Annotated in this window: 1 protein-coding gene; it reads right to left on the minus strand. The window is 36.4% G+C overall.

Translation table 11 applies throughout. The features are described from left to right. Positions 1-776: 776 nt before the first annotated feature. Positions 777-1,853: a ribosome biogenesis GTPase YqeH gene (gene yqeH / locus ABZA26_RS14145; RefSeq protein ID WP_372715135.1), complete on the minus strand. Its 1,077-nt coding sequence runs from the start codon at positions 1,851-1,853 to the stop codon at positions 777-779. Position 1,854: the final 1 nt, after the last annotated feature.

Raw genomic sequence — 1,854 nt, forward strand, 5'->3', positions numbered from 1 at the left:
ACTAGTTTTTCGGTATCTTTCTGATAAATCTGATTTTATTAGTACAAACTTCAGCTATTTAAAAATAGTATTTTATTTGAATATTTAACTCAAGTTGCTACTTAAAAATTTTTGATAAGTTACTAACTTTACCCGATGTAACTTTTCTCTTGAAAGAAAAGCACCCCAAGGGCATTTCCTCCCTTCGGTCAGGGCATAACCAAAAATCAAGGCCCGTGAAAAATAAGATAAATGCCTTCGGAAATCTGAGTAGAGTGAGGAAACTCAGAAAACAAGTTTCTGAGAACCAGAAAATATACTCGTATGACTTGTTATTTTTTGGCTACTCGCTTCGCTCAAACAGTTGATTTTTACTAAGGATTTCACTGCGGTCATTTTTAACGCTTATTTTATCAATGGCCGAAAGATTCAAAACCTTTTTAGAACGATAAATTGAAGAATCACTGTGCGCATACTTTTTATTTAGGTTGATATTCTTTTTTCTGCCTTTGAATTTTAAAGTCGCAGGGCTTATACAGGAAAAATCCTGCACTCAGCCGTACTACAGAATAAGTTCCGCAGGGAACCGAGGACTGTAGCTTCCAAAGGCGTTAAAAGAAACATATACTTACTAGACATTTGAAAATTCTTGACCTTTTGGTTACTTTTCTGTCAAGAGAAAAGTGACAGAATCTGTGTAAATTAAATAATATAATCCATATTTAAATATAACTAAACTTCAGTTGATAAAATAAAAATTATCATTTTATTTAAAAAAAAGGGGAGAATTCTCCCCTTTATCCTCTTTTTGGTTTGATAAAGGCATCCCTCAGGATTATTTCTGCTCCTTCTGGAATAGTCACCTCTATAGTCAGTGGTCCCCTCTTCACAGAAAGCCATCCCAGACCCTTAAATACAAGTTCCTCTCCTGTTTCTACAGTCCATTCCTCTTTCTTCATAGGAAGAGCTGCATATTCATCTCTGCACTTTTCACAAGGAGGTGATATGGCATCTCCAGAGTGATCTCTCAGAAGATCCTCCAGCCTTCCTTCATTTGTTTCATGGAAACTTACATCTTTAGATGCAAAAGCTGAGAATATTGCCTTCTCAGAATCCATAACCTTGATCCACAGCAGTCCTCCAAACATAAGAATCCTGTTTTCTTCCAGCTTAAATGTCTTTCTGGATATTTCGTTGGCAGGTACTATTTTCAGATTACACTCTTCGCAGACCATATCCGAAACTCTCCCCTCTGGGATAAGTCCAGGTGTATCTATCAGTATTAATTTTGTTCCTGGAATAGTATTTTCCAGACTTTTCAAAGTAGTTCCCGGATATTTAGAGGTAGTTACCTTCTTGTCTCCCAAAAGTCCGTTTATTATACTTGATTTTCCCACATTTGTAGTTCCTAGTACCATTACATTGGCTTTTCCTGGGAAAAAGTGTTTAAGTTTTCTGATTATTCCGTTTACTCCGTATCCGCTTTTTGCACTTAGTATGGCTATATCCAGAGGAGCTATTCCCTCATCTGCCAGTCTTCTTTTTACCCAGTCTGATACTTCAGAAGGGTGCTTTTCCCCTGGCACAAGGTCCAGTTTATTTATTGCTATTATGGACTCTTTTTCTCTCAGAATATCCAGTATTTCGTCATCAAATGACCCTTCAAAATCAATTATATCAAAAACAGCAAGAACCACATTGGCCCTTTCAGCTTCTTTGTTTACTTCTTTTCTATAGTCTTCCTTCGTCATTTCCACAGGAAGATATTCTCCGTAATTTTTTATCTTAAAACATCTCTGACAGTAGATCTCTTTTTTACTTTCTAGCACACTTTTAGGAATAAACCCCTGTTTTTCAGAGCTTTCCTTCTGCAGT

Origin of the sequence: Ilyobacter sp. (assembly GCF_041583315.1) — a bacterium.
Classification (GTDB): Bacteria; Fusobacteriota; Fusobacteriia; order Fusobacteriales; family Fusobacteriaceae; genus Ilyobacter.